Raw genomic sequence first — 21,244 nt, 5'->3', positions numbered from 1 at the left:
GGTATGGCCATAAAAATATTACAAATTGGGCAAAGTGATTGGGCTCAAGATATTGAGATGCCCGAGGATATCAGCTGGTATTACACTGATATTGATCACTTACCCGACTACTTAGAAGAGCTTAAGCTTGAAGAACTATCAAAAATCAAAGTTAAAGTTGGAGAAGAAGTTCCTAAAATCAATTTACGATTCAATGCCCTCTTTATCACTTCTGTGGTAGAAGAGGAACAACTTGATTTGTTGAATGGTGCAGTTGAAGCACATGCTGTCTTTTTTAAACAAGGCATTCCTTTTTCTTCTAAATCTTTCGATGGTTTTTTCAGAAAGAAAGTAGCTAAAACGTTACCCTTTGCTGGAAGTAAAGAAGAGATTGTTAAATTTTTACAGCAGAATCTTTTTTCTGGGCAATATGGTGCTAAGTTAAAAATCCCAGAAATTGATGTGACACCAGATTTCAATGGAAAAGTGACCTATGAAGGCCATGTTGCTGTTCATTTTGAAGGAGATTTTGGAGAAGATTTTCAACCACTTTATACTTACAGATATAATCTAAGTAAGTTTTCAATGGCTTTGGAATTGTGGCAAGAATACATCGCATCAGATAACTGTGAGGTAGCAATTGAAGTTACTAGTTTTTATGCAGGTTCTTTGCATGATATCCATCGAACACTATTTATTTCAGGAAAAGCACTCGAAACTCCATTTATTCTTGAGCCAGAAGATGGTGAGGGATACTATGGTGTTACAATTTATGCAAAAGGTAGTGGAAGTTTAAGATTTGGTCCAATGCATTGGCGATATTCTCGAAAAGGGTTAGGACAGTTTGTCTTAGGAGGACGCCGCTTTAGCGACTCTAAACGACAAGAGTTTATTTCGTATTTCAATCCTGGCGATATGAAACCGCCACTAAATGTTTATTTTTCAGGTTTTAGGGGAGCTGAAGGATTTGAGGGATTCTTTATGATGAAATCAATGAAGGCTCCGTTTATGCTGATTGGAGATCCTAGATTGGAAGGTGGCAGTTTCTATGGTGGAACACCAGAATTAGAAGCTGCTATTGAAGATAGTATCCAAGAGTCTTTAGATTATCTTGGTTTTGATTCTTCTCAACTCATCTTATCAGGTTTGTCTATGGGAACTTTTGGGGCTTTATATTACGCATCTCACTTTAATCCAAGTGGTATTGTTGTTGGAAAACCCTTTGCTAGTTTAGGAAATACTGCTGTTGGGATGAAATTAAAACGTCCAGATGAATTTGAAACCATGGGAGACATGTTGAGAAATTTAACTGGTGGCACAACAAAGGAAAATATTAAGCAGTTAAATCATAAATTTTGGAATAAATTTAATCAATCAGACTTTCCCAATACAGATTTTGCAATTGCTTTTATGGAAAATGATGATTATGATGGAACAGCTACCAAAGAATTAGTAGAAAATCTATCTGATAAAAATGCCCATATCTATACAAAGGGATATGAAGGCCGTCACAATGATAATAGTCCTGCCATCAACAAGTGGTTTATGAGACAATATATTACCATTTTATCAGAGCGATTCGGAAGGAGTTATTAATGACTAAAACCTTACTAGCTACGATTAAATGGGATAGAGTAACATCGGGTAATTCTTATCTTTATGGCTCAACGATTAAATTCTTAGAAGATAGTGTCTCTTTTGAAAATCTTTTAATGGCATCAGGGAAACCTATTAGCCGTTGGCAATCACGAACAAATTATCAAGGGAATCGTAGGAGTCCTGCTCTTCCTGTCTTAAAACCAGGAAAGACATATTTATTAAAAGCAGATTTGGAGTCAACTCCTATGAACAGAGTCTTCATTCGTTTAGATTTTGTGAATCGATTAAATGAAAATATTGGGTTTACAGTACTAAGAAGCGCTGAACAAGAATTTACTTATCCAAAGGATGCCTTCTCTTATACCATTACGTTGATGAGTGGTGGTTGTAGTGCTGTTGTGTTCCACTCTTTATCCATTTTCCATGAAGATGAGAAAGTAGCGATAAAATTTGAAAGACCACTTTCTAAACGCTATACAGAAAGTGATATTCCTCAAGATTTGAATTTTGTTAAAACTTTGATTACAACTATTTAGAAAGGGAGATAAGAGTGGAGCAGAGATCTTTATTAGATAGAATAAGATTACAACGATTTGAAAAAATACTTTTAAAAATTAATCAGCTAAAAGCTACCATGGAAAAATTATCTGACCAGGAGCTCCAAAATCAAACCATCTTATTTCGCCAACGTTTAGATGATGGTGAAACATTAGATGACCTTCTTCCTGAAGCTTTCGCTACAATTAGAGAGGCTAATAAACGAGTTTTGGGGATGTTTGCCTACGATGTCCAAATCTTAGGGGGGATAGCCCTCCACCAAGGCAATATTGCTGAAATGAAGACAGGTGAAGGAAAGACTCTAACGGCCACTTTTCCTTTATATTTAAATGGTTTATCTTCCAAAGGTGCCATTTTAGTGACAACCAATGACTATCTTGCTAAACGTGATGCTGAGGAAATGGGGCAGGTTTTTAAATGGTTAGGTTTGACAGTAGGTGTTGGTGTTTTCGAGGATGATGAAGATGTTGATACGGAGACACGTAAGGCTGTTTATGATGCTGATGTTACCTATACAACCAGTACTGCGTTAGGATTTGATTATCTAACAGATAATTTGGTTGCTTCAAAAAACGAGAAGTTTATGCGTGATTTTAATTACGTTATTGTTGATGAAGCAGATGAAGTTCTTTTAGACAGTGCTCAAACGCCACTGATCATTTCAGGTTCACCACGAGTACAATCTAACTTATATGATATTTCTGACCAATTTGTTCAAACACTAAGCGAGGAAGAATATTATTACGATGAAGAAGACAAGGTCGTTTACCTAACATCCAAAGGTAGTCGTTATGCTGATGAGTATTTTGATATTGATGATTTGTACTCTAATAAAAATTTTGAATTAAATCGGCATATTAATTTAGCCTTGAGAGCTCATAATCTTTATAAAAAAAATAAAGATTATGTGGTTGAGGATGATGAAGTTAAGCTCTTAGATATTCGAACGGGTAGAATTTTGGAAGGAACACGTTTGCAATCTGGCATCCATCAAGCTATCGAGACCAAAGAAAAAGTTAAAAAAACAAAGGAATCTAGAGCAATGGGCTCTGTGACTTATCAGTCGCTTTTTAACATGTTTCCTAAAATCGCAGGAATGTCTGGAACTGCTAAAATTGCAGAAGATGAGCTAATTTCAACTTATAAATTACCTGTCATTGTGATTCCGACAAATACACCAGTCCAAAGAATTGATTTTCCTGACAAGGTTTATACAACCCTTCCTGAAAAATTACAGGCTACCATTGATACTGTGAAAGAAATTCATAAAACAGGTCAACCAATTTTATTGGTATCGGGTACAGTCGATATTTCAGAAATTTATTCGAAACTACTTCTGCAAGAAGGAATTGCTCATAGTGTATTGACTGCGAAAAATGTTGCTAAGGAAGCTTTGATTATCAAAGAAGCAGGTCAATTGGGAGCAGTGACGGTAGCGACTCCCTTGGCAGGACGTGGAACGGATATCAAATTAGGGAAAGGTGTTAAAGAATTAGGTGGTCTAGCTGTTATTGGGACAGAACGCATGCCAAATAGTCGTGTAGATTGGCAATTGAGAGGCCGTGCTGGGCGACAAGGTGATCCAGGGATGAGTCTATTCTTTGTATCTTTGGAAGATGAGATTTTAATCAATCATGGTCCTAAGTGGGTGAGACGTTACTTCAAAAATCATAAAGATAAAAGTCAAGGGAAGTTACTCACGCAAAAACGTTTTAGGCGAGCTGTAGCACAAGCGCAAGAAAAAAGTGAGGATGCTGCGGTTAGTGCGCGTAATTTTACTATCCAATATGATGAAAGTCTGAGAGTTCAGCGTAAAAAAATATATGCTTTGAGAGATAGTCTTATCTTTGATGAAGAATCTGTTAAAGATGAAATTGATGCTATTTTTAAAGAAATGATCAAGTATTATATTGCTCATCATCCTAAGCGTACCTTACAAAGTCTGCGTCGTTATATTTTAGATAATTATAGTTATAAATTTCAGTACTACTCTCAAGATTTCGATATAAGATCTGATCAGTCAGTCTATAGATTGCTTTGGCATTTGTATCGCAATGAGACAATTCGAAAAGAAGAAATCATTGATAATCCGGAGAAAATTTCAGAGTTTTATCGTGTCTCTATCCTAAAAGCGATTGATGAATGTTGGATTGAACAAGTTGATCACCTCCAACAATTAAAAAGTGTGGTTTCTACCCGTCAAATTGCTCAACGTAATGGGATGTTTGAATACTATGAGGAATCCCTATTGTCTTATGACCGTTTGGGTGAGGAAGTTAAGAAAAAGATTATTCGAAATGTGATGTTGAGTAGTGTTGATAAAACTCCAGATGGTAAGCACTCTATTTATTTTGTCTAGTATAATATCTAATTTGGAGTGATTTTTAATAACATCCATCCACCATATTAATGAAGGGAGGGCATATGGCAAAGCGTAATGAATTATTAGATGAAGATATCTTAAAAAACATTGACGAAGCAAGGTACAAACCTTCTAAAAAGAAAAAAGATAGAAAACCCTTATTTTATCTCATTGTTGTCTTTTTGGTTACTCTCTCAGTCTTATTATCCTTATTAAGATACTTATAAGAGATTAACTTGAAAGACCAACTTTATTATTAAGAACTTGTTTGACATATTAGCGGGTATGAGATTAACAGTAAAGTTTATATGGTTTAAACTTTATTTAGTCGATTGATAGCGCTAAGATGAAGGGCGAGTTCTTTTTTTGATGATTTTTGGAAGTTTTTGGAAGATTTTTATTGACAAAATGTAAAAAAGAGGTATAATAATATTTGTAAACGATTTCAGAAGGAGGAGGTATGCTAAAGTCTGAACGTAAACAAATTATCATGGATAAATTGTCACAGTATGGCTTTGTCAGCTTAGAAGATTTAGTCCCCTTGCTGGACTCATCTGAATCCACTGTACGGAGGGATTTGGACGAGTTAGAACTAGAAGGGAAGCTTTGTCGTGTACATGGTGGAGCAGAACTGAAAGTTAATTTACAAGAAGAATTAAGTAATAGCCAAAAATCTATCAAAAACGTTCAAAAAAAGTTATCGGTTATTTCTAAGGCTTTAAGTTTAGTCCATTCACAAGAGGTGATCTTTATTGATGCAGGGACAACTAATGCCTTACTGGTTGAAGCTTTTAGTGGTAATGAAGATATTACAGTTGTGACAAACTCTATTCATCACGCTTCGAGACTAGTGGAGAAAGGTATCAAGACCATTATTGTCGGTGGATTTGTGAAACATTCTACGGATGCTAGTGTTGGTAATCTAGCAGTTGAGCAAATAAGACAATTGAACTTTGATAAGGCTTTCTTAGGTATGAATGGAATTGATGAAGATTTTTTAACAACGCCTGATATGGATGAAGCGGTTGTTAAAAGGTTAATTATTGAAAATGCTAAACAAGCTTATGTTTTGGTAGATTCTTCAAAAATAGGACAGGCCTCATTTGTAAAAGTGGCACCTGTTGAAAAAGTTGTTATCATTACCAATAACCATTCAGATGGGGTATTGGAAAAAATAAAAGAAAAAACGAAGGTAGTAGAGGTATGATTTATACAGTAACTCTTAATCCTTCTATCGACTTTATTGTCCGTATTGATTCGGTTGAAATTGGTAGTGTCAACCGCATGGATAGTGATGATAAGTATGTTGGTGGAAAAGGGATTAATGTTAGTCGTATTTTAAAACGACTGGGGCATGATAATACAGCAACTGGTTTTATTGGTGGCTTTACAGGTCAATTTATTAAAGATGGCTTGCAAATTGAAGGTATTGCTAGCCAATTTATTGAAGTTGATCAGGATACGCGCATCAATGTTAAAATCAAGGCTGATCAAGAAACAGAAATCAATGGTGCAGGTCCAGTAGTAACAGAAGCGCAGGTAGAAGCATTAAAGTCTATTTTATCCTCGCTAACTAATGAAGATACTGTTGTATTTGCAGGATCAGCTCCAGCTAATCTTGGGAATCAAATTTATAATGAATTGATTCCTGTAGCCAAAAAAGCAGGAGCGGAAGTCGTTTGTGATTTTGAAGGACAAACCTTGCTTGATTCATTGGCCTATCAACCTTTGTTAGTAAAACCTAATAATCATGAGTTGGAAGCAATTTTTGGTGTGAAACTTAATGGCTTGGCTGATGTTGAGAAGTATGCCCGTGAAATCTTGGCTAAGGGTGCAAAAAATGTTATCATCTCTATGGCTGGTGACGGAGCATTATTAGTGACACCAGAAGCGGCTTATTTTGCGAAACCTATTAAGGGTACCGTGAAAAACTCAGTCGGAGCAGGAGATTCGATGGTTGCAGGGTTCACAGGTGAATTTGTGACGAGTCACGATCCTGTTGAAGCTCTTAAATGGGGAGTTGCATGTGGGACTTCAACAGCCTTTTCCGATGATTTAGCTAGTATTGAATTTATTAAAGAAACTTATGAAAAAGTAGAGGTAGAAAAATTATGAAGATTCAAGACGTCTTAAGAAAAGAAGTGATGCTTCTTGACTTACAAGCAACAAGCAAGGAAGCAGTAATTGATGAGATGATTACGAGTCTTGTCGATAAAGGTGTTGTGACGGATTTTGATACATTTAAAACTGGTATCATGAACCGCGAAGCACAAACCACTACAGGTCTTGGTGATGGAATTGCTATGCCACATAGCAAAAATGCAGCTGTCAAAGAAGCAACTGTTCTTTTTGCAAAATCAAGTAAGGGAGTTGATTATGAGAGTCTTGATGGTCAGCCTACAGATCTTTTCTTCATGATTGCTGCTCCAGACGGTGCTAATGATACACACTTAGCTGCGCTTGCTGAGCTATCAAAATACTTGATGAAGCTTGGTTTTGCAGATAAGTTACGCCAAGTAACATCAGCTGAAGAAGTGATTGCAGTCTTTGACGAAGCAGAAGCGGATGATAAAGCAGCATCAGAAAAAACAGTCACTCCTGTATCAGATGATAAAGATTTTATTGTGGCTGTAACAGCATGTACAACTGGTATTGCTCACACTTATATGGCAGAAGAGTCACTCAAGAAAGTAGCCGAAGAGATGGGTGTAGCGATCAAAGTAGAAACAAATGGTGCTTCTGGAGTAGGAAATCGTTTGACTGCTGAAGATATCAAACGTGCCAAAGGTGTTATTATTGCAGCTGATAAAGCAGTTGAAATGGATCGTTTTGACGGTAAACCATTGGTGTCACGTCCGGTTGCTGATGGTATCAAGAAAACTGAAGAATTGATCAATATTATTGTGAACAATCAAGCAGATACTTACGTTGCGGCAAACGGTGCTAACACAGAATCGAAGGAAGAGGCAACTAGTCTAGGTGGTGCATTCTACAAACATTTGATGAGCGGTGTTTCTCAAATGCTACCATTTGTTATTGGTGGCGGTATCATGATTGCTATCGCTTTCCTTCTTGATGGCGCCTTGGGAGTTCCTAAGGATCAACTTGGAAATCTTGGATCTTACCACGAAATAGCATCGATGTTTATGAAAATCGGTAGCGCTGCTTTTGGCTTGATGCTTCCTGTATTTGCAGGTTATGTAGCTTATTCTATTGCTGAAAAACCAGGTTTAGTAGCAGGTTTTGTTGCAGGTGCAATCGCTAAAGAGGGATATGCTATTGGAAAAATTGCCTATGCTGCAGGTGGAGAAAAAACATCAGCTTTAGCAGGTGTGTCATCAGGTTTCCTAGGTGCTCTTGTAGGTGGTTTCTTAGCAGGTGCTGTTGTTCTCGCAATTAAAAAATATGTTAAAGTGCCACGTTCACTTGAAGGGGCTAAATCTATTCTTCTACTACCATTACTTGGTACAGTCTTTACAGGTTTCTTAATGCTCTTTGTGAACATTCCAATGGCAGCAATCAACACTGCTATGAATAACTTCCTAGGTGGACTAGGTGGCGGATCAGCTGTCCTTCTTGGTCTTGTCCTTGGTGGAATGATGGCTGTAGATATGGGTGGACCTGTTAATAAAGCAGCTTATGTCTTTGGTACAGGAACTTTAGCAGCAACTGTCTCTACAGGTGGATCTGTCGCAATGGCTGCTGTAATGGCAGGAGGAATGGTACCCCCACTAGCAGTATTTGTTGCAACGGTTCTATTTAAAGATAAATTTACAGAAGAAGAACGTAATTCAGGATTAACAAATATTGTTATGGGACTATCGTTCATTACAGAAGGGGCTATCCCATTTGGTGCTGCGGACCCTGCTCGCGCAATTCCTAGTTTTGTTGTTGGTTCAGCTGTGACAGGTGCTTTAGTTGGTCTTTCAGGTATCAAATTAATGGCACCACACGGAGGAATCTTCGTTATCGCTCTTACAAGTAACGCTTTACTTTACCTTCTATATGTTGCTATTGGTGCAGTAATTAGTGGTGTCTTGTATGGAGCCCTTCGTAAAGCAAAATAATTGATAAAAAACATCTCCTATAAAGTGAGATGTTTTTTGTTATAGTTTTAAACTATACAAGGCGATAAAGGTATAGTTTAAAACTATATAATAAGATAGAAAACTACAAGAACAAAACCTATTGAAATTGAATGTTTTATGAGTTATTATAAATTACGAAAAGAAAAATAATATAACTTAAAACTATATCTTTGGGTTTGTTATAGTTTTAAGATGGTGTGGAGGATTTATATGACACAAGTGACAAGTTTGGGCTACCCGCGTTTAGGTGAAAATCGTGAATGGAAAAAACTGATTGAAAGCTATTGGGCTGGAAATATTACTCAAGAGGAGTTGTTTGATCAAGGTAAAGCGCTTCGTATTGATTTCTTGAAGAAGCAAGAAGCAGCTGGTCTGGATTTAATCCCAGTTGGAGATTTTTCTTTTTACGATCATATCTTGGATTTGTCTCTACAGTTTAATATTATTCCAGAGCGATTAGCAGATCGCTCCAATGATATTGATCTTTATTTCACTATTGCTAGAGGTGATAAAGAGAATGTAGCTTCTGCCTTGAAAAAATGGTTTAATACCAATTACCATTACATTGTACCAGAATGGGAAAATGTCACCCCACGTTTAACCAATACACGATTACTAGATCTTTATATTGAAGCTAAAGATTTAGTTGGTGACAAGGCAAAACCTGTGATCACAGGGCCGATTACTTATGTAGCTCTCTCAAATGGGGTTACTGATGTTGCTGCAGCAGTAGATAGTTTGGTCCCACTTTATGCAACGATTTTTAAACAGCTGACAGAAGCTGGGGCAACTTATATTCAAGTGGATGAGCCAATCTTTGTGACAGATGAGGGCGCAGCTTATCTTGACTTGGCAAAAACGGTCTATACGCAATTGACAACAGCAGTGCCAGAGGCAAAAATTATTTTCCAAACCTATTTTGAAGCCTTGATTGATGCTGAAAAACTGGCGGAGCTTCCAGTGGCAGCCTTCGGTTTAGATTTTGTGCATGGCTTAGACGAAAACCTAGCTGCAGTTCAATCTGGTCTCTTTAAAGACAAGGAAGTTTTTGCTGGTGTGGTTGATGGGCGTAATGTCTGGGCAGCTGATTTTGTGGCAACGACAGATCTATTAAAGGAAATCCAGAAGAATGTTGCAAACTTACTTGTTCAGCCATCTTGCTCACTACTCCATGTTCCTGTCACTACAAAGAATGAAACCGATCTTGATCCTGTTTTGCTTAAGGGCTTATCATTTGCAGATGAAAAGTTATCTGAAATCAAGCTCTTAGCTGAGAACTTAGATGGCATTGCTAATCCAAAATTTGCAGAGCATGTTGCAGATTTTGAAGCCTTACAAGCTGCGGACTTCCGCAATGTTGACTTGGAAGACTTGAAAAATGTTCCTATTAAACGTCAAACGGATTTTGCAGAGCGTCGCCGTATTCAGCAAGAAAGGCTCAAGCTTCCTGCTCTTCCAACAACGACAATCGGTTCTTTCCCTCAATCGCCGGAAGTTCGTTCAACACGTTTAAAATGGAAACGTGGTGACATCACAGATGCAGCTTATGAAAACTTCATCAATGCTGAAATTGAGCGTTGGATTCGTATCCAAGAGGATCTTGATCTTGATGTTTTAGTTCACGGTGAGTTTGAACGTGTGGATATGGTAGAATTCTTCGGTCAAAAACTTGCAGGTTTTACAACGACCAAACTTGGTTGGGTTCAATCTTACGGATCACGCGCGGTTAAACCCCCAATTATTTATGGAGATGTGCAGCATATTCAACCGCTTACGGTAAAAGAAACTGTTTATGCGCAAAGTTTAACAGATCGTCCTGTCAAAGGAATGCTAACCGGTCCGATTACGATTACAAACTGGTCATTTGAGCGAACAGATATTTCTCGTGCGGACTTGTTTAACCAAATTGGTCTCGCCATTAAAGACGAAATCGCACTTTTGGAAGAAGCAGGGATTGCTATTATTCAAGTCGATGAAGCAGCACTTCGTGAAGGGCTTCCTCTTCGAAAAGCTAAGCAAAAAGCGTATTTGGATGACTCAGTCCATGCTTTCCGCATCGCGACATCATCAGTTGAGGACCGTACACAGATTCATACGCATATGTGTTACTCAAACTTCGATGAAATTATTGATTCGATTCGTGAACTAGATGCAGATGTTATTTCCATCGAGACCAGTCGTAGCCACGGGGAATTGATTGCGGCATTTGAAACGGCAGTTTATCCACTTGGCATTGGTTTGGGAGTTTATGATATTCACTCACCACGTGTGCCAAGTAAACCAGAAATTATTGAAAATATTGAGCGTCCATTACAAAATCTTGCTCTTGAGCAGTTCTGGGTAAATCCTGACTGTGGCTTGAAAACACGTCGTGAACCTGAAACAGTGGCGGCTTTGAAGGTCATGGTTGAAGCTACCAAAGACGTTCGTAAATCACTATCACTTTAAAAAGGAGACAAAGACATGGCGCGTTTATTGGAAGCATTAAAAACAACTATTTTAGTGGCTGACGGTGCCATGGGAACTCTTCTTTATGCGCATGGTCTAGAAACCTGTCACGAAGCTTATAATTTGACTCACCCTGATGAAATTGTCGCTATTCACCGAGCCTATATTGAAGCAGGTGCTGACATCATTCAGACTAATACCTATGGGGCAAAGCGTCATCGGTTGAAAGCTTATGGTTATGAGGATAAGACAAGAGAGATTAATCATCAAGCGGTCACATTAGCTAAACAAGCTGCAAAGTCTGAAACCTTTGTATTAGGTACCATAGGTGCTTCCAGAGGGCAGAGGCAGTGTGACTTAACCTTAGATGAGATAGTAGCGGAAACGCTTGAGCAAGCCTCATATTTGTTGGAAACAGGACAACTGGATGGTTTACTACTTGAGACCTACTATGATCTAGAAGAGTTACTAGCTGTTTTGGATAAGCTGCGCCCGTTGACGGATCTTCCATTGATTACTAATTTGTCCTTGATTGAGGCAGGGGTTTTAGAAAATGGGAAACCTCTTGTTGAAGCTTTTAGTCAGCTGGTCATGGCAGGTGCTGATGTTGTTGGTCTTAACTGCCATCTAGGACCTTATCATATGATTAAGTCGTTAAAGCAAGTCCCTTTTTTTGCCCAGTCATATCTGTCGGTTTATCCAAATGCTAGTCTCCTATCTTTGGAAGGAGATGGCGATAAAAGTCACTACCACTTTAGTAAAAATGCGGATTATTTTGAGTACAGTAGTAAACTCTTTGTAGAAGAAGGCGTGCGCTTAATTGGTGGCTGTTGTGGGACAACACCAGACCATGTCAGAGCCATCAAACGAGGCATTAAAGGTTTAAAACCACTTGAGCGAAAAATTGTGACCCCTCTGATTAGTGAGGAAGAACTGATTAAGGTGGTGTCGCAAGGAGAGACAATCGTTGATAGAGTTAAAAAAGACATCACAGTGATTACTGAGCTTGATCCTCCAAAAAGCTTGGATATAGACAAATTTATCGAAGCAGCTAAAGCATTAGATCAAAAAGACATTGCAGCCATTACCTTGGCAGACAACTCCTTAGCAAAGACACGGATTTGTAATGTGAGTTTGGCTTCTTTGTTAAAAGATGAACTGGAAACCCCATTTTTACTACATCTAGCTTGTCGTGATCACAATCTGATTGGTTTACAGTCTCGTTTGATGGGAATGGATATACTAGGTTTTGACAATGTTTTAGCTATTACAGGAGATCCTTCAAAAATGGGAGATTTCCCAGGTGCAACCAGTGTTTATGATGTAACGAGCTTTAAACTTTTAAGTTTAATTCAACAGTTAAACCAAGGTAAAGGTTACAGTGGTGCTTCTCTAAAAAAAGCAACGCGCTTTACGGCTGCCGCTGCCTTTAACCCTAATGTTCGTAACCTTTCTCGATCAGGCAAGATGATTGAAAAGAAACTAGCAGCAGGGGCAGACTATTTCATTACGCAACCGATTTTCAATCCTGAGCTTATCGATGAGATGGCTATGGTAACAAAAAATTATGATGCACCATTCTTTGTGGGGATTATGCCAATTACGAGCTACAATAATGCTGTTTTTCTTCATAATGAAGTGCCAGGTATTCAATTATCCCAACATTTTCTGGAGAAGTTAGAGCAGGTCAAGGATGATAAAGCACTCTGTCAAAAGGTTGCTTTAGAAGAAAGTAAACGGTTAATTGATAAGGCATTAGAGCATTATAAAGGCATTTATTTGATTACCCCTTTTATGCGTTATGATTTGACACTTGAGTTGATTGATTACATCGAAGAAAAGAAGAAACTCCTTGGCATACAGATTGGAGCTTAAGCAAAAACGTCCCTAAGTGACTGATGACTTAGGGACGTCTTTTATGTAATAAATAGTAGAAACAGCGGTTGATCAGCCAAATAACTAGACCATATAGACTAGCTATCAAACTTAAAAAGGTAAGTCCTAAAAAAGGTAGGCAAGGGTAAAGCGCTTAAACCAGGAAACATTAATATCAAACTAGTCAAACTTCCTCCAAGAGCAAAAAATAACAGTGCTTAAAGTAAACTCGATTTGCGAGCTATATTCGACCAAATTCAAAGAAAAAAGTAATACTGACAAGAGATGAGTAGGAAAAGAAGCAACACTAAACCCCAAAATCCTTTTGGTGGTGGAAAATCTGATCCCCACAGCAATAAGAGTAGCCAAACGCTATAAGATAAGAGAGGTTCAATGATTAGATTTTTTAATCATAGGCGCCTTTGATAACGCAACATAATAATACCATCGACGACCGTGCTTTCAACCAGCTTGAGAGGTAATTCAGGTAAAGGTTGTGCAAATAATCGACGTCCCTCTCCTAAAATGGTTGGAATAATACCAATGATGTATTCGTCAATAAGATCCTCTTTGATTAAGTTATCTGCCAATTTAGCTCCGCCATAGAGCCAGATATCACTACCGTCTTCTTGTTTTAATTTTTTAGTAACCGATAGAATGTCCGTTGTAAACTGAAGATTTCCTTTATTTTCCTTTGGTGTTCGACTTGCTACGACAAATGTCTTTAGATTGTGGTTAGGAATATCTTCGATAGGGCAATCCTTCAGAGCTTCGTGACCGATAATGACCGTATCGCAAGACTTAAAAAACTGCTCATTGTCAAATTGCAGTTCCGTATTTAAGCTATTGTCGCCTTGCCCTCTAATCCAATCATACTGACCATCTTTTCGACAAATATAGCCATCTAGACTAATCGCGATATTTAAAACTAAGCGTCGCATAAGATCTCCTTTTTCTTATTGTATTTATCTTATTATAGCATAAAAGTTTTAATTGAAGCTGACATCTATTTTACATAATTTTAATATCGTAATATTAATTTTATTCTTGACAATCTGCTGTCATAGCGTTATAATGGTGAAAATTAAATAACCTTTAATTTAGTCCAGAGAGGCTGCAAAGGTTCCAAGTAACAAATGGGTGCATAGTACCCTGTTTTCGTGTAACCTTGCTTTAGCAAGGTTCTTTTTTTACAAAAATAGCGTAAAAATATGAAAACTGGAATCAGAGGCTGATCTTTTAGCATTTAGAAAGGGCAGTATGATTTTAAAAGAAAAGATGACCTTGGTTTCTCAAAGCGAGATTGCACCACAGATTTTTGAAATGGTGCTTGAGGGACAGATGGTTGATGAGATGGCGATTGGACAGTTTTTACACATTAAAGTTCCGGACTCTAGTATGTTACTCAGACGCCCTATTTCGATTTCTCAAGTTGACAAGAAATCTCAGCAGGCCACGTTGATTTATCGTGTCGAAGGTGGGGGGACAGCTATTTTTTCTCGTTTACCCATTGCTAGCCAGCTAGACTGCATGGGACCACAAGGAAATGGCTTTGAGATATCATTTTTGAAAGCTGGTGATAAGGCCTTGATTATCGGTGGTGGGATTGGGGTTCCTCCGCTTGTCGAATTGGCAAAACAGCTGTCAAACAAAGGGGTTGAGGTGATCTCTGTTATTGGATTTGCGACAAAGGACGCTGTGATTTTAGAAGAAGATTTAGCTAAGTACGGTCAGGTTTATGTGACAACAGACGATGGTTCTTACGGTACAAAAGGGTATGTCTCAACCATTATTGATCAACTTGAGCTAAGTGCAGATGCTGTTTATGCCTGTGGAGCACCTGGGATGTTACGTTATGTGGATGAGCTGTTTTCGGATCATCCACACGCCTATATCTCGATGGAATCACGAATGGCCTGTGGTATGGGGGCTTGCTATGCTTGCGTTGTTCATGTCAAAGACCAATCAGATGCGGTGAATAAACGAGTTTGTGAAGACGGTCCTGTCTTTGAAACAGGTCATATTATCTTAGATTAGGAGGGGTTATGTCAAGCAGATTAGCTGTAAACTTACCAGGGTTAAATCTAAAAAATCCTATTATTCCTGCCTCAGGTTGCTTTGGCTTTGGGCAAGAGTTTGCTAAATATTACGACCTGGATCGCCTCGGATCTATCATGATTAAAGCGACCACAAAAAATCCTCGCTTCGGTAATCCGACGCCTCGTGTAGCAGAAACGCCATCAGGGATGTTGAATGCGATTGGACTTCAAAACCCTGGTGTGGATGCTGTTTTAGCTGAGAAATTACCTTGGTTAGAAAAGAACTATCCCCAGTTACCGATTATTGCCAATGTCGCGGGTTTTTCTAATGAAGAGTATGCTTATGTTTCTAAAAAAATATCAAGAGCTAAAAATGTGGCAGCGATTGAGTTAAATATTTCTTGTCCCAATGTGGATCACGGGAATGCAGGCTTATTGATTGGGCAAGTGCCAGAACTGGCTTATGAGGCGGTTAAGGCAAGTGTGCAACATTCGGATGTCCCTGTTTATGTTAAGCTAACACCTAGTGTGGCAGATATCACTCAAGTTGCTAAAGCAGTTGAAGATGCGGGAGCGACTGGCTTTACCATGATTAATACTCTGGTTGGTATGCGATTTGATTTAAAAACGAGACGACCAATCATCGCTAACGGCACAGGTGGTATGAGTGGCCCAGCAGTCTTTCCAGTTGCGCTCAAGCTGATTCACCAAGTCGCACAGAGTTCTAAACTACCTATTATAGGGATGGGTGGCGTTGATTCCGCTGAAAAAGCTTTAGAGATGATGATAGCTGGTGCTTCTGCTATCGGAGTAGGGACAGCCAACTTTGTAGATCCCTATGCTTGTCCGAGCATTATTGATGACTTGCCTGCTGTTATGGATAAATACGGTATTACTAGCTTAGAAGCATTGAGAAAGGAAGTAAGAGATGAAAGAAAATAGGCCTGTTATTGCCCTTGATTTTCCCACATTTGAGGATGTTAAGGAATTTTTAGCAAAATTTCCAGAAGATGAACGCTTGTATGTCAAGATTGGGATGGAGCTTTATTATGCTGTAGGACCTGAGATTGTCCGTTATGTCAAAGGTTTAGGTCACAGTGTTTTTCTTGATTTGAAACTACACGATATCCCAAATACAGTAAAATCAGCCATGCGGGTTTTATCTCAACTAGGTGTTGATATGACCAATGTTCATGCGGCAGGTGGAGTTGAGATGATGATCGCTGCGCGTGAAGGTTTGGGTGAAGGGCCAGTCCTAATCGCAGTGACACAGCTGACATCCACTTCAGAAGAGCAAATGCGTGATTTTCAAAATATTCAAACCAGTTTGGAAGAATCTGTCGTTCACTATGCCAAGAAAACAGCAGAAGCAGGTTTGGATGGTGTCGTCTGTTCAGCTCATGAAGTGGCTAAGATTAAAAAGGCGACAGGAGAAGATTTTGTCTGCTTGACACCAGGCATTCGCCCATCAGGTGCTAGCACTGGTGACCAAAAACGGGTGATGACGCCAGCAGATGCTGCTCAAATTGGTTCTGATTACATCGTCGTCGGCAGACCCATCACCCAAGCAAAAGATCCAGTTGCCGCCTATCATAGTATCAAATCAGAGTGGGAACAAGCCTAATCATAAAGTGTAAAAGAAAGGAAAAATATTATGACATTAGCAACACAAATCGCATCAGATTTATTAGACATTAAAGCAGTTTACCTAAAACCTGAAGATCCGTTCACTTGGGCATCAGGGATTAAGTCGCCTATTTATACCGATAACCGTATTACACTATCTTACCCTGAAACGCGTACCTTAATTGAAAATGGCTTTGTTGAAAAGATCAAGGAGGCTTTCCCAGAGGTCGAGGTTATTGCAGGAACGGCAACAGCAGGTATTCCTCACGGTGCTATTATTGCAGATAAGATGGACCTGCCATTTGCTTATATCCGTAGCAAACCAAAAGATCACGGAGCAGGGAATCAGATTGAAGGGCGTGTTGTCAAAGGACAGAAAATGGTCATTATTGAAGACTTGATTTCAACAGGAGGCTCAGTCCTTGATGCTGTTGCCGCAGCCAAACGTGAGGGGGCAGATGTGTTAGGAGTGGCTGCAATCTTTACTTATGAGTTACCAAAAGCAGAGCAAAATTTCAAAGATGCAGGTGTTGAGCTTGTGACCTTATCAAACTATACCGAGCTTATCAAAGTGGCTAAGGTCCAAGGTTATATCAATGCAGACGGCTTACAATTACTCAAAAAATTCAAAGAAAATCAAGAAACGTGGCAAGATTAATCAAATGCTTTGCATTCTTGAGTCTTGAGTGATAAAATGACAAAAAAGTAAAATGAAAGTGAGACTGAGTTCAATAGAACTTTAGTCTCTTTTTATTATAGGAGAAGGTCATGAATAATTGGGATGCGATAGAGTTTGCGCAACAGATTCGACAAAAGAAGGTGTCAGCAGAGGAAGCTGTTCGTTTTTGTATTGAGCAAATCGAAAAGTTGAATCCAAAAATTAATGCCGTCGTTTCCAAACAATACGATGAGGCCTTGGTGGTGGCTAAAACGAAGAGTCTTACAGATAAGGTATTTGGTGGGGTGCCTATATTATTAAAGGACTTAGGTCAGCAACAAAAGGGACAACCTTCAACCAGTGGCTCACGTTTATTTGCTTCTTATAAAGCTGTTCAAACGGATAATTTTGTCAAAAAATTGGAAGATTTGGGCTTTATTGTGTTGGGACGAACCAACACCCCTGAGTTTGGTTTTAAAAATGTTAGTGATAGTAGCCTTCATGGAACCGTTAGATTACCACTAGACTTAAATAGGCATGCAGGTGGCTCAAGCGGTGGGGCAGCGGCGGCTTTATCTAGTGGTATGGTTCCGCTTGTTGCTGCTAGTGATGGTGGTGGCTCTATTCGTATTCCAGCGAGTTTTAATGGTTTGCTGGGCTTAAAGCCGACTAGAGGACGCATACCTGTAGGTCCAACCTCTTTTAGAGGATGGCAAGGAGCATCTAGTAACTTTGCTTTGACCAAGTCTGTTAGAGATACAAAGACACTGCTATTTTATTTGCAAACTTGTCAGATGGAAAGTCCTTTCCCGTTGCCTATTTTAAAAAAAGCAGAGCTAGAAAATCAGCTCACTCAGTCATTGAAAATTGCCTATTCTTATCGCTCACCTATCGGAAATTCGATTTCAAAAGCTGCAAAGAAAGCTATGGACAAAACCTTACGTTTTCTGGAAAAGCAAGGGCATGAGCTGATAGAAGTTGATCAAACAGGAGTGGATGGTATTGAGGCGATGAAGTCGTATTATATCATGAACAGCGTAGAGACAGCTGCTATGTTTGATGATATTGAGGAAGCTATCGGAAGACAAGTTACGGTAGAAGATATGGAGGTCATGACCTGGGCCATATATCAAAGCGGTCAGAGCATTCCTGCCAAAGATTTTTCTAAAACATTGTCGCAATGGGACCAATATAGTCGAATCATGTCAGAGTTTCATCAAACATATGACCTTTATCTCACCCCAACAACCACAGATATAGCCCCGCCGTTAGATACTTTTAATTTGTCGGGTGAGCTGAAAGAAAAGTTGTCACATCTCTCCGAATATACGATGTTGGAACAACAAGATCTTATCTGGACCATGTTTGAGAAAAGTTTAGCTTGGACGCCTTTTACGCAACAAGCTAATTTGACAGGGCAACCATCAATGAGTTTACCTGTTTATAAAACGAAAGATGGCTTACCGATAGGTGTTCAGATAACAGCTGCAAAAGGGAGAGAGGACATCTTGTTGCAGTTAGCGCAGCTTTTTGAAAATGAGCAACAATTAGAATATGGCTTTGTGCAATGACTAACAAGCAAATTCTTTGAAAGTCAAACTTTCTTATGGTAAATTTTTCTTGTAAACACTTTCAGTTTGCGAAAAAATATGAAAAAGGAAGTTTTAATTATGAAAAAACTTTTGTCGCTAGTTGCCCTACTAGTTAGTCTAGTTCTAGTTGCTTGCTCAAATAGTACATCGTCAAGCAAGTCAGAAGCTCAGTCAAATTGGGATAAGATTGAAAAAGCTGGTAAACTTACAGTTGCAACTTCTGGGACGCTTTATCCACAAAGTTATCATGATGACAACAATAAATTAACAGGTTATGATGTTGAAATCATGAAAGAAGTTGCTAAGCGTTTAAAGCTTGAAGTAGAATTTGTTGAGATGGGTGTTGATGGCATGCTGTCCTCTCTTAATAGTGGTCAAGTCGATGTTGCAGGTTACTCTATTGAAAAAGATAGTAAAAATGCAGAAAAATTCTTATTTACCACTTCTCACAAATATTCATTTGGATCCATGATAGTTCGTCAATCGGATGATTCTGGAATTTCAAAACTAGAAGATCTTAAAGGCAAAAAGGCAGCAGGAGCTGCGACAACTTCTTATATGAAAGTTGCCAAAAAATTTGGTGCAGAACTTGTGATTTATGACAATGTCACTAATGATGTTTACCTTCAAGATGTTGCCAATGGTCGTACGGATGTTATTTTAAATGACTTTTACTTACAAACAATGGCCACTAAAGCTCTTCCAGAAATCCCTGTAAAAGTCTTGGAAAATGTTTACTATAATCCATCTGAATCAAATTTTGCGATTAAAAAAGGAAATACTGTTCTTCAAGAAAAAATCAATGAACAACTTGAAGCGATGCGTAAAGATGGCACGTTGAAAAAGCTTTCTGAAAAATTCTTTGCAGGTCAAGATGTATCTGTTGAAAAAGATTACGACTTTGAGAAAATTGATGTTTCTGATGTTGAATAATTAGGACATTACGATGAAATTTATTGATATTGAACTGATCATCAACAGTTTTTGGTTTGTTCTTTCTGGTATAAAATACACTTTAGGGATTACCTTATTTAGTTTCTCCTGTGGTTTAGTTTTGGGATTTTTTATATCTCTTGCACGCTTATCTCCAAATACTATTCTTAGTCGGTTGGCGCGGATCTATGTTTCTATTATGCGTGGTGTTCCGATGATTGTTGTTTTGTTTGTTTTATATTTTGGAATGCCTTATTTTGGTCTTCAATTACCTGCTCTACTTTGTGCTCTAATTGGTTTTTCGATTGTGAGCAGTGCCTATATTTCAGAGATTTTTCGCTCAGCAATCGCTTCAGTTGATAAGGGGCAGTGGGAAGCAGCTAGGGCTTTAGGACTTCCAAAAGCAACGATTATTCGTCGAATTATTTTACCTCAAGCTTTTCGCCTAGCAGTACCACCGCTTAGTAATGTCATGTTAGATATGATTAAATCTACCTCTCTAACCGCTATGATTACAGTACCTGATATTTTTCAAAATGCAAAAATTGTAGGTGGGAGAGAGTGGGATTACATGTCGATGTATGTTCTAGTCGCCTTTATTTATTGGTTTTTATGTTTTATTTTCGAGCATTTCCAAGTCTATCTAGAAAAACGTTTGGCAGTTTATCGATAAAAGGTTCGGTTTTTCCGAGCCTTTTTTTCATCAATATTTCTAATTTAACAAAATTTTAAAAAAGCTATAAAATGCGCTAATTACTGCTGTATTTCTGATATAATATTAGGGAGAAGGAGGTTGTGATGAAACATAGCGATTGGCATGATAAGATTAAAGCTAATTTAGAGGTTGGCTATTTTTCTAAGATAAACCAATTTTTAGAGGCTGTTTATACAACTGGGATTATTTATCCTCCTAGAGAGGCTGTCTTCAAAGCTTTGGAGATGACGGCTCTATCTGATGTCAAGGTTGTGATTTTAGGGCAAGATCCCTACCATAATCCAGCTCAAGCACAAGGGCTATCTTTTTCCGTTCCAGATGACATCCCCGCACCTCCTTCGCTTCAAAATATATTAAAAGAGCTATCTGATGATATTGGGGTTCGTCAAAGTCATGACCTGACATCGTGGGCTAAACAAGGCGTTTTACTGTTAAATGCTAGTTTAACCGTTCCTCAAAATCAACCGAACGCTCATGCTAATGGGATTTGGGAACCATTTACGGATGCTATTATTCGCTTAGTGAACCAAAAGGAAGATCCTGTTGTATTTATCTTGTGGGGTGGATTTGCGCGTAAAAAGAAAAAATTAATCACGAATCCTACTCATTTAATTGTTGAGAGTGCCCATCCGAGTCCCTTGTCAGCTTATCGTGGTTTTTTTGGTTCGAAACCTTTTTCTAGAAGTAATGAATTTTTAATAAAAACCAATCAACCCCCTATTAATTGGTTAGAATAAGTCTGATAAAAGTGTAGAACTATTGAAAGAGGATA

The 21,244-nt window shown here is 38.5% G+C and carries 18 protein-coding genes; 17 read left to right on the top strand and 1 reads right to left on the bottom strand.

What is annotated here, in order from left to right:
• Positions 1-3: 3 nt before the first annotated feature.
• The 9 genes from asp2 (at position 4) to ACEE75_RS06405 (ending at position 12,909) form a co-directional block, all read left to right on the top strand.
• Complete coding sequence (asp2, locus tag ACEE75_RS06445; protein WP_447574604.1) at positions 4-1,575, top strand: accessory Sec system protein Asp2; 1,572 nt, start codon at positions 4-6, stop codon at positions 1,573-1,575.
• Complete coding sequence (asp3, locus tag ACEE75_RS06440; protein WP_447574602.1) at positions 1,575-2,114, top strand: accessory Sec system protein Asp3; 540 nt, start codon at positions 1,575-1,577, stop codon at positions 2,112-2,114. The genes asp2 and asp3 overlap by 1 nt, the downstream gene beginning before the upstream one ends.
• Before the next feature lie 14 nt (positions 2,115-2,128).
• Positions 2,129-4,495 (top strand): accessory Sec system translocase SecA2, encoded by a 2,367-nt coding sequence (secA2, locus tag ACEE75_RS06435; protein ID WP_447574600.1) that lies wholly within the window; start codon positions 2,129-2,131, stop codon positions 4,493-4,495.
• 65 nt (positions 4,496-4,560) lie between these two features.
• On the top strand, positions 4,561-4,725 hold the full coding sequence (locus ACEE75_RS06430) for a hypothetical protein (protein WP_354368048.1): 165 nt from the start codon (positions 4,561-4,563) through the stop codon (positions 4,723-4,725).
• 233 nt (positions 4,726-4,958) lie between these two features.
• Entirely contained in the window at positions 4,959-5,705 is a 747-nt protein-coding gene (locus ACEE75_RS06425; RefSeq protein WP_447574599.1) for a DeoR/GlpR family DNA-binding transcription regulator, read from the top strand.
• Positions 5,702-6,613, top strand: coding sequence for a 1-phosphofructokinase (gene pfkB, locus ACEE75_RS06420; protein ID WP_447574597.1), 912 nt, complete (start codon positions 5,702-5,704; stop codon positions 6,611-6,613). Before ACEE75_RS06425 ends, pfkB begins: the two co-directional genes overlap by 4 nt.
• Complete coding sequence (locus ACEE75_RS06415) at positions 6,610-8,565, top strand: PTS fructose transporter subunit IIABC (RefSeq protein ID WP_449164760.1); 1,956 nt, start codon at positions 6,610-6,612, stop codon at positions 8,563-8,565. The genes pfkB and ACEE75_RS06415 overlap by 4 nt, the downstream gene beginning before the upstream one ends.
• 231 nt (positions 8,566-8,796) lie before the next feature.
• The gene (metE, locus tag ACEE75_RS06410) at positions 8,797-11,034 is read left to right on the top strand and encodes a 5-methyltetrahydropteroyltriglutamate--homocysteine S-methyltransferase (protein ID WP_447574595.1); all 2,238 of its coding nucleotides are present in this window, start codon (positions 8,797-8,799) and stop codon (positions 11,032-11,034) included.
• 15 nt (positions 11,035-11,049) lie between these two features.
• A complete protein-coding gene (locus ACEE75_RS06405) occupies positions 11,050-12,909 on the top strand; it encodes a bifunctional homocysteine S-methyltransferase/methylenetetrahydrofolate reductase (protein ID WP_447574593.1) in 1,860 nt (619 codons plus the stop codon).
• A gap of 410 nt (positions 12,910-13,319) precedes the next feature.
• On the opposite strand, the gene ACEE75_RS06400 is transcribed toward ACEE75_RS06405, so the two are convergent.
• Positions 13,320-13,850 (bottom strand): dihydrofolate reductase family protein, encoded by a 531-nt coding sequence (locus ACEE75_RS06400; RefSeq protein ID WP_447574591.1) that lies wholly within the window; start codon positions 13,848-13,850, stop codon positions 13,320-13,322.
• A gap of 319 nt (positions 13,851-14,169) precedes the next feature.
• Here ACEE75_RS06400 and ACEE75_RS06395 point away from each other — a divergent pair, with 319 nt between their 5' ends.
• The 8 genes from ACEE75_RS06395 (at position 14,170) to ACEE75_RS06360 (ending at position 21,209) form a co-directional block, all read left to right on the top strand.
• A complete protein-coding gene (locus ACEE75_RS06395; protein WP_447574589.1) occupies positions 14,170-14,946 on the top strand; it encodes a dihydroorotate dehydrogenase electron transfer subunit in 777 nt (258 codons plus the stop codon).
• An 8-nt stretch (positions 14,947-14,954) separates the two neighbouring features.
• Positions 14,955-15,890 (top strand): dihydroorotate dehydrogenase, encoded by a 936-nt coding sequence (locus ACEE75_RS06390; RefSeq protein ID WP_447574587.1) that lies wholly within the window; start codon positions 14,955-14,957, stop codon positions 15,888-15,890.
• The gene (gene pyrF / locus ACEE75_RS06385; RefSeq protein ID WP_447574585.1) at positions 15,877-16,572 is read left to right on the top strand and encodes an orotidine-5'-phosphate decarboxylase; all 696 of its coding nucleotides are present in this window, start codon (positions 15,877-15,879) and stop codon (positions 16,570-16,572) included. The genes ACEE75_RS06390 and pyrF overlap by 14 nt, the downstream gene beginning before the upstream one ends.
• A 30-nt stretch (positions 16,573-16,602) precedes the next feature.
• Positions 16,603-17,232 carry an orotate phosphoribosyltransferase gene (gene pyrE, locus ACEE75_RS06380; protein ID WP_447574583.1) on the top strand — a complete coding sequence of 210 codons (630 nt, stop codon included), beginning with the start codon at positions 16,603-16,605 and terminating at the stop codon, positions 17,230-17,232.
• A gap of 110 nt (positions 17,233-17,342) precedes the next feature.
• Entirely contained in the window at positions 17,343-18,803 is a 1,461-nt protein-coding gene (locus tag ACEE75_RS06375) for an amidase (protein ID WP_447574582.1), read from the top strand.
• Between the two features lie 99 nt (positions 18,804-18,902).
• Positions 18,903-19,757 (top strand): transporter substrate-binding domain-containing protein, encoded by an 855-nt coding sequence (locus tag ACEE75_RS06370; RefSeq protein ID WP_447574580.1) that lies wholly within the window; start codon positions 18,903-18,905, stop codon positions 19,755-19,757.
• Between the two features lie 13 nt (positions 19,758-19,770).
• Positions 19,771-20,430 (top strand): amino acid ABC transporter permease, encoded by a 660-nt coding sequence (locus ACEE75_RS06365; protein ID WP_447574578.1) that lies wholly within the window; start codon positions 19,771-19,773, stop codon positions 20,428-20,430.
• Positions 20,431-20,555: 125 nt separating this feature from the next.
• Entirely contained in the window at positions 20,556-21,209 is a 654-nt protein-coding gene (locus ACEE75_RS06360) for a uracil-DNA glycosylase (protein WP_447574576.1), read from the top strand.
• Positions 21,210-21,244: the final 35 nt, after the last annotated feature.

The sequence above is a fragment of the Streptococcus sp. 11273D007BT genome, assembly GCF_053547195.1.
The sequence above is the reverse complement of the archived record's forward strand: the minus strand, read 5'-3'. Positions and strand labels throughout refer to the sequence as shown.